This window comes from Clostridium sp. (assembly GCF_036642255.1).
Lineage (GTDB): Bacteria > Bacillota > Clostridia > Clostridiales > Clostridiaceae > Clostridium_J.
Window position 1 is genome coordinate 21,565 of the sequence record NZ_JAVWDJ010000045.1, and the last position, 7,000, is coordinate 28,564.

Consider the following 7,000-nt stretch of genomic DNA (forward strand, 5'->3'; position numbering starts at 1 on the left):
GCCAATGCATATGAACATGGGAATGATGGATATGATGGACATGGACGAGGATATGTGTAAGCCAATGCACATGAATATGGGAATGATGGATATGATGGACATGGACGAGAATATGTGTAAGCCAATGCATATGAACATGGGAATCATGGATATGATGGACATGGATAAGAAAATGTGTAAGCCAGAGCATAAGAATATGGGCATCATGGATATGATGGATATGGACGAGGATATGTGCAAGCCAGAGCACAAGAAAATGGATATCATGGATATGATGAATATGGACATGGATCATGGTTGTTCTAAATGTAAGCATAAGTCAAAAAAGAAACATTGCTAATATTAAACGAGAAATATAGTAAATGCAGTGAAAGAAGCATATTTTATTAATTCTTAATATTAATTAATTTGAAATAAGGGAAGCCAAAATTGGCTTCCCTTTAAAATTATCATTAGAAATCTTACTCTGAGCAAATCAAAGTAATGAAATAAAGCAAAGATAAACTTCCAGTTTACGTAATGACCTCCGAGGTAGTTATATAAATTGGAAGTTTTTACCTATAGAGCATATTAGTTCCCCATTAATAATACATTCTTCTTGTCTGTTAGATATACTGTACCATCAGTTGCAACAATTTGAATGCTTGAATCTCCACCTTCATAATCTAGCCAGGACTTTACCTGAACTTCAATTATTTCATTTCCAATAGCAATTCTTGCTCTGTTAAAGTTCCACTTTGTATCAATTAGTTGCCTGTTTCCACACCCTGATAACATTATCATACCTGTGAACAATAAAATTAATATCCCCTTTTTCATTTTAACCCTCCATGAATTTGAATTAATTAGGTTGTCATCTAATTCCAATGTATACTTTTTTATGTCTAATGTTAATAAAATCATTTTCTTTTTAATGGGTTATATTATATAGAAAACACAGTGTAGAAAGCAACATTCATTAAAAAAAAATAATTTGTTGCGTATTATTTATAATATCAGTGATTTTGATGCTTGTGGAATAATATGGAATAGGGTGTTATAATTATTTTATAAAGTGGCTAGTGAAAAGTTCGCTAAATGCCAAGGAGAATATAAGGGGTGAGGGGTATTAATAATTTAAGGCTAAATGCTAGAAGTAAAAGCATTTTCAATTGTAAAACATATAAAAATTTAAGTAAAACCATAATTCTTATTTATGTTTTGTTTATGTCAGTTTATGTTTTTAGACACATGTTGTATAAACTTAATAATGAATATATTACTTTATTTGCAGAAACAGCACCAAATCTTATTCCCAGTTTCCTGTTTACCATAATAGGTATGTTTTATGTTGTGCCAGTGCTCTTTAAGGATATTGCTTTAATCAATGAAAGTAAGTTCCTTTGGGTAATGAATGCACTAAACATCATTATTTTTTTACTTATAGAATATCTCCATGTGATTTTCAATGTAGGATCATGGGATAATAAGGATATTATTGCATCTTTAATTGGCATAGCATTTTCCACAATTATTTATTTTAAAATAAGGAACCTTTTTACCAATTTAAAAATGGAGCTAAGAAATGGGGAGTATTAAATTAGATCCAAGTAAATTTTCTAAAGTGTCCAATCTTAAGCTTGTACTAGTAATTTTAGGAATCCCATTTGCAGTGCTTCTAGTAGGAGTCCTAACAAAAGTTGCACCTGACGCTTATTATTGGGTTTTTAAAAATACTAATGGGCTTATATCTCCAACCTTAACACTATATTTGATTATGTATTTTATAATAGTTCATTTAATGATTGTAAAGGGCTCAAAGATAAGCCTGGTGCAACTAGGGGTAGAAAAAAGTAAGCTTAAGGCTGGGATTATAGTAACCTTAGGACTATTTTTAATCTTACAATTCTATGGTGCTTTATATAGTTATCTAACCCTTGGAAAACTTGTAGTAAATGAAACCATGGTAGAGTGGATAGCTGTTATAGGATATTATTTGGAATTAATTTTTGGTGTAGTAGTATTCGAAGAAATAATTTTCAGAGGATTTTTAATACCTCAAGTATTTATAAGATTAAAAGCTAGGGAAAACAACGCTATTAGAATATTTTTAACTTTAGGTATATCGCAGTTTCTATTTGCTATAGTTCATATTCCCATAAGACTTGCAAATGGTATGAGTTTCATTGATGCAATTCTTAATCTTGGAACTATATTTATTATTGGAATAATTATTGCATTTGTATATTTGCTCACAGAAAATATATTTATAGCAATGGGAGTTCATTCTGTTTGGAATGCCTCATTAAATAATTCTATTTCCATTTTTACCAGCAAATATGCCTTCGTAGTTGTAATTTTCTTTGTGTTTATTATGCTGTATCTAAAAGCTACAGATAACAGGAACAATAACACCATGATATCTAAAGATGTGTAGGAGGACGAAAAAAACATGGAGAAATCCGAGGATAATAGCAACTTTGAGAAAAAGTCATGTTTAAATAGGAAAAATTTAATATTTAAAATATCTATTATTTCGGCTCTAATAGTATTTATTCATGCACCCATATTTTTCACTAAAACAGACACTGGTGAATTACACTGGTTTAGCATAGCTGAAAGAGTTAACTTATATAATCCAAGAGAAGGTATGTGGCTAGATAAAAATAACGATATCCCATCTTAAATTAGAAAAAACTAAAGATTATTAGAGCTATTTTAGTAAGCAATTACTTAAATAATTTTTCTGTTTTCCAAATGCTAAGAAAAAAAGAAAATCGCTTAAGGTAATTACCTTAGGCGATTTTTTTGCACTGATTTATTAATCTTTTTTCACTGCTTGGGTGTCAGGGTCTATTGCTATGCCTTCACAGGTTTTGCAGGCTGAAGGTGGAATTTCAAAGTTAGGTTTATTAGGATTGAAATTTAGCATGGCTGTAGTTTTGTAACCACCAGTAACATTTAATACTTTAAAACCATTTTGAGTTAATATTCGGTCTGCTATATAGCCCCTTAAGCCTACTTGGCAGTATTCTAATATAGTTTTATCTTTATCTAATTCACCAAGCTTTTCTCTTAAATCATCTACAGGGATATTAACTGCTCCTTCTAAATGCCCATTGTCAAATTCAACCTTAGTACGAACATCTACAAGAATGGAATCTTCTTCACTATACTCTTCAATATCATTCCAAGGTACCACATGGCTTCTTCCAGCTAATAGGTTTTGAGCAACATATCCTGCCATATTAACAGGGTCCTTAGCTGAAGAGAATGGAGGTGCATAAGAAAGTTCAAGTTCAGTTAAATCTTCAACGGTACCACCATATCTCATGGCTGTAGCTATTACGTCAATTCTCTTATCTACTCCCTCATAACCTATGGCTTGAGCTCCTAAAATTTTTCCTTCTTCATTGAAGATGAGTTTTAGGGACATTGGTTTTGCTCCAGGGTAATAAGAGGCATGAGATACAGGGTGAGTATAGATTACTTTATAGGGCATATTTGATTTTTGAAGGGTTCTTTCATTTGCTCCCGTGCATGCCGCGGTGATTTCGAATATTTTAATTACAGAGGTGCCTTGAGTTCCTTTATAGGTTGAATTAAGTCCTGCAATATTATCAGCAGCAATCCTTCCTTGCTTGTTAGCTGGTCCTGCTAGTGGAATGGCTGTTTTCTGCTTAGTAACATAATCAACAACTTCTATGGCATCACCCACTGCATAAACACCTTCTATATTAGTTTCCATCTTATCATTAACTATGAGGTGACCTCTAGGACCAAACTCTAAGCCGCTATCTTTTAGGAAAGTGGTTTCAGGGGCAACTCCTATGGCAAGGATAACTAAATCTGCAGTTAGCTTAGTTTCACTGTTTAAGGTTACTTCAACCTGATTGTTAGCTTCATTGAAGGCTTTTACTGCATCGCTTAGTACGAGGTCCACACCTTTATCAACAAGTTCTTTTTCAGCTATAACTACCATATCTGAATCAAAAGGTGCAAGTATGTGTGGTGAAGATTCAACTAGGGTAACCTTTAGGCCTCTTTCTTTAAGGTTTTCAGCCATTTCTACACCAACATATCCACCACCGATAACTACGGCACTATTAATCTCTTTATTGTCCACATATTCTTTTATGGCATCAGTATCAGGAATATTTCTAAGGGTAAATATTTTTTCACTATTTATCCCAGGTATGTTTGGTCTTAGTGCTTTAGCACCTGGGGACAATATTAGATAATCATAACTTTCCTCATATACACCCTTGGTTTTGCTGTTAACTGTAACCGTTTTGTTTTTAGTATCAACTTTTGTAACTTCACTGTTAATCCTTACATCTATGTTAAATCTTGCCTTCATTGCTTCAGGTGTTTGAACTAAAAGCAACTTTCTATCTTTTATTGTTTCCCCAATGTAATAAGGAAGACCACAGTTAGCAAAAGAAATATATTCATCTCTTTCAAACATAATTATTTCTGCATTTTCCTCTAATCTTCTAAGTCTTGCCGCAGAAGAAGCTCCTCCAGCTACCCCTCCAACTATTAATATCTTTTTACTCATATTATTCCCCTCCAGTAAAATATCTACTTACTTTAAACTTTAGATTAAATCCATTAAATTTTTCTCTATACTATAATTTTATAATATACTCAACAATTCGTCTTCTTATTCTTTTAGTTTTGGAGGGAAATATTAGAAAATTATTAAGAAATTTAGTGAAGGGGAGTACCCCTAATAGAGATTAAAGGAAATATAGTTATTGGATTTTAATAAGGAGAATTTGAAAAAGTCTGAGTTTAAGAACAGCGATAAAGGAAAGGCTAATATATCTTTGGACTTAAAACAAGATTAATTTTTAATAAAGAATTATTATAAATAATCATTATAAAGAATCCTTACGTTGACAAAAGAAGAACTCAGAAGTAATATAAGTAAATAAGAAAGTACTTATATAGTTTCATAACATTTTGGAAGCTTCAAGTATGCTAATGTTTATGAGTGGAAGCTCTTCTTCTTAAGAAAATTGCTTTGGGGTAACAAAACTTTTTTTGTTCACAAAGACACTTTCTTCGGTGTAAATCTGTTTCCTAAGCTCTTACACCTAAGGAGTATATTGAGGCTTAAATGCGGGATAGGAGGATTTCTATGTTAGAAAAAGTAAAAGAAATATCTGAAATATTAAAGGTAATATCTAATGAAAATAGATTGGCAATTGTTTGCCATTTACTAGAAAGACCAATGACTGTAAGTGAATTACATGAAAGACTAAATCATGTGACTCAATCAGCCTTATCACAGCATTTGGCTATACTTAAAATGAATAAAATATTAGATTCTAATAAACGGGGACTTTCAATCACATATTCCATTGAAGATAAAAGAATAATAAAGGTAATACAAACTTTAAAGTCTAGTTATTGTGATTAGAGTATAAAATGGAGTTGATATAAGATGAATATGGTGAATTCTAATGAGGCTATAGAAGAGTTAATAAATAATAATGATATGGCTTTAGTATATTTTGGTGGTAATAATTGCAATGTTTGTGTTGCTTTAAAGCCAAAGGTTCAGGAGCTTTTAAAAAGTTATCCTAAGATCAAAAGTGCCGAAGTTGATGTGGAAAAATCTCTTGCAGTTTCAGCAGCCCATAATATTTTTACTATACCAGTTGTTCTTGTGTTTATCGAGGGAAAAGAAATAATTAGAGAAGCAAGACATATTAGCATACAGGAGCTAAATACAAAGATAGAAAGATACTATAATATGTTTTTTGAATAGTATATAAATATAGTATTTATTTATAGATTTAGAATGAACAAAGATACTGAAAAATATCTAGTTTTGCATTATATTCTCTTTAATATAAGTCGCTTTAAGGTGATTTTATAATGGAGAAATAATGCTAAAACATATAAGCTTTCATGTTGACAAAAACAAAATAAGGTTTTATTATAAGTATATAAGTAAATTCTAATATAACGATATATTAATATAGAGATACACTTTTAAGGAGGGTCATTATGTTTCAATTTATGCAAAGAAATACAACAAATTCAATTGATGTTAACGAAATAGAAGAGTTAATAGGTGAAATAGACTTAATAGATATAAGAGAGCCTTATGAATATAGGGGAGGACATTTGCCAAGTGCTAAGAATATTCCAATGAATACACTGTTATCAGATCCAGAGGAATATCTTGAAGAATCAAAGGAATATCATATTATTTGCCAATCTGGCTCAAGAAGCTCAGCTGCATGTAAATTATTAAAACAAAATGGATTTAAGGTAATAAATGTTGCAGGCGGTACTGGAAGATATAGAGGAAGATTAGTAAGATAAACGAAGTAGCCATTTAAGAAAATTACAAGCTAAAGTTAAAATTTATTAAAAAGGAGAAGCAAGAGCTTCTTCTTTTTTGTATAGAAAATTGGATTCTCTTTGTCTCAAAAACTCACTAAAAGATGTTGAGATTATTGGGTTTCAAGAAGTATGTAAAAAACTTAAAGTAGTCACTAGGTATTTAAAAGGGCGTGTGAATGCAAGGCTTTGTTCTTGTTTAGTAGATTATAAATAATATAATTTCACTAATATAAAAAGATAAATTAAGTGCTAGGAAATTGTAAATGTGATTTATTTTGGTAAAGTTACCATTAAAAAATTAAAAAGAAGTGTTGACAATGAAAGTCGAAGCATGTATATTAATGTCATAACATATCCCTTAGTATTATTATGAAAACAAAAATGCTGTGATAAGAAATAGTAACATAAGCAAAACTAACAGAGAGAGATTCCCTAGGCTGAAAGGAATTTTAAGCGTAACTTATGTGAATGCCTCTTTGAGCACTGCCTCGAAACTAAGTAGACGGCAGCGTGTACGCACGTTAAAGCGTTAAGGTATGATTGTACCTGATTCAATGAGAAGTCATGATATACTTATATTCATGATAATTAGAGTGGAACCGCGGAATATAACTTCTGCCTCTATATTTTTAGAGGCAGGGGTTTTTTGTTTTTCATG

Annotated in this window: 9 protein-coding genes and 1 other annotated feature; of the genes, 7 read left to right on the forward strand and 2 right to left on the reverse strand. The window is 31.2% G+C overall.

Annotated elements, in window-relative coordinates; genetic code table 11:
• The coding region (locus RR409_RS17350) for a hypothetical protein (RefSeq protein ID WP_332559033.1) at positions 1 to 340 on the forward strand (340 nt) is incomplete at its 5' end.
• A gap of 230 nt (positions 341 to 570) precedes the next feature.
• Here RR409_RS17350 and RR409_RS17355 read toward each other — a convergent pair.
• Positions 571 to 819, reverse strand: coding sequence for a hypothetical protein (locus RR409_RS17355; protein ID WP_332559034.1), 249 nt, complete (start codon positions 817 to 819; stop codon positions 571 to 573).
• A 279-nt stretch (positions 820 to 1,098) separates the two neighbouring features.
• Between RR409_RS17355 and RR409_RS17360 the strand changes: the two genes are divergently transcribed.
• Genes RR409_RS17360 through RR409_RS17370 form a run of 3 tightly spaced genes read left to right on the forward strand, consistent with a single transcriptional unit; the run spans position 1,099 to position 2,665 of the window.
• Positions 1,099 to 1,578, forward strand: coding sequence for a hypothetical protein (locus tag RR409_RS17360; protein ID WP_332559035.1), 480 nt, complete (start codon positions 1,099 to 1,101; stop codon positions 1,576 to 1,578).
• Positions 1,565 to 2,416 carry a CPBP family intramembrane glutamic endopeptidase gene (locus RR409_RS17365; RefSeq protein WP_332559036.1) on the forward strand — a complete coding sequence of 284 codons (852 nt, stop codon included), beginning with the start codon at positions 1,565 to 1,567 and terminating at the stop codon, positions 2,414 to 2,416. Before RR409_RS17360 ends, RR409_RS17365 begins: the two co-directional genes overlap by 14 nt.
• A 15-nt stretch (positions 2,417 to 2,431) precedes the next feature.
• Positions 2,432 to 2,665 carry a hypothetical protein gene (locus tag RR409_RS17370; RefSeq protein WP_332559037.1) on the forward strand — a complete coding sequence of 78 codons (234 nt, stop codon included), beginning with the start codon at positions 2,432 to 2,434 and terminating at the stop codon, positions 2,663 to 2,665.
• 135 nt (positions 2,666 to 2,800) lie between these two features.
• Here the strand turns inward: RR409_RS17370 and RR409_RS17375 are convergent, their stop codons facing one another.
• Complete coding sequence (locus tag RR409_RS17375) at positions 2,801 to 4,540, reverse strand: CoA-disulfide reductase (protein WP_332559038.1); 1,740 nt, start codon at positions 4,538 to 4,540, stop codon at positions 2,801 to 2,803.
• Between the two features lie 585 nt (positions 4,541 to 5,125).
• Between RR409_RS17375 and RR409_RS17380 the strand changes: the two genes are divergently transcribed.
• From RR409_RS17380 to RR409_RS17390, 3 genes are all read left to right on the forward strand, one after another.
• Complete coding sequence (locus RR409_RS17380; protein ID WP_332559039.1) at positions 5,126 to 5,407, forward strand: metalloregulator ArsR/SmtB family transcription factor; 282 nt, start codon at positions 5,126 to 5,128, stop codon at positions 5,405 to 5,407.
• Positions 5,408 to 5,431: 24 nt separating this feature from the next.
• The gene (locus RR409_RS17385; protein ID WP_332559040.1) at positions 5,432 to 5,758 is read left to right on the forward strand and encodes a thioredoxin family protein; all 327 of its coding nucleotides are present in this window, start codon (positions 5,432 to 5,434) and stop codon (positions 5,756 to 5,758) included.
• Positions 5,759 to 6,000: 242 nt separating this feature from the next.
• Positions 6,001 to 6,321 carry a rhodanese-like domain-containing protein gene (locus RR409_RS17390; RefSeq protein ID WP_332559041.1) on the forward strand — a complete coding sequence of 107 codons (321 nt, stop codon included), beginning with the start codon at positions 6,001 to 6,003 and terminating at the stop codon, positions 6,319 to 6,321.
• Positions 6,322 to 6,719: 398 nt separating this feature from the next.
• Positions 6,720 to 6,968, forward strand: a binding site (T-box leader).
• Positions 6,969 to 7,000: the final 32 nt, after the last annotated feature.

Excerpts from the sequence above, each read along its gene's own strand:
- RR409_RS17355 (WP_332559034.1), bottom strand. The coding sequence starts at position 819 with ATGAAAAAGGGGATATTAATTTTATTGTTCACAGGTATGATAATGTTA.
- RR409_RS17365 (WP_332559036.1), top strand. The coding sequence starts at position 1,565 with ATGGGGAGTATTAAATTAGATCCAAGTAAATTTTCTAAAGTGTCCAAT.
- RR409_RS17370 (WP_332559037.1), top strand. The coding sequence starts at position 2,432 with ATGGAGAAATCCGAGGATAATAGCAACTTTGAGAAAAAGTCATGTTTA.
- RR409_RS17375 (WP_332559038.1), bottom strand. The coding sequence starts at position 4,540 with ATGAGTAAAAAGATATTAATAGTTGGAGGGGTAGCTGGAGGAGCTTCT.
- RR409_RS17380 (WP_332559039.1), top strand. The coding sequence starts at position 5,126 with ATGTTAGAAAAAGTAAAAGAAATATCTGAAATATTAAAGGTAATATCT.
- RR409_RS17385 (WP_332559040.1), top strand. The coding sequence starts at position 5,432 with ATGAATATGGTGAATTCTAATGAGGCTATAGAAGAGTTAATAAATAAT.
- RR409_RS17390 (WP_332559041.1), top strand. The coding sequence starts at position 6,001 with ATGTTTCAATTTATGCAAAGAAATACAACAAATTCAATTGATGTTAAC.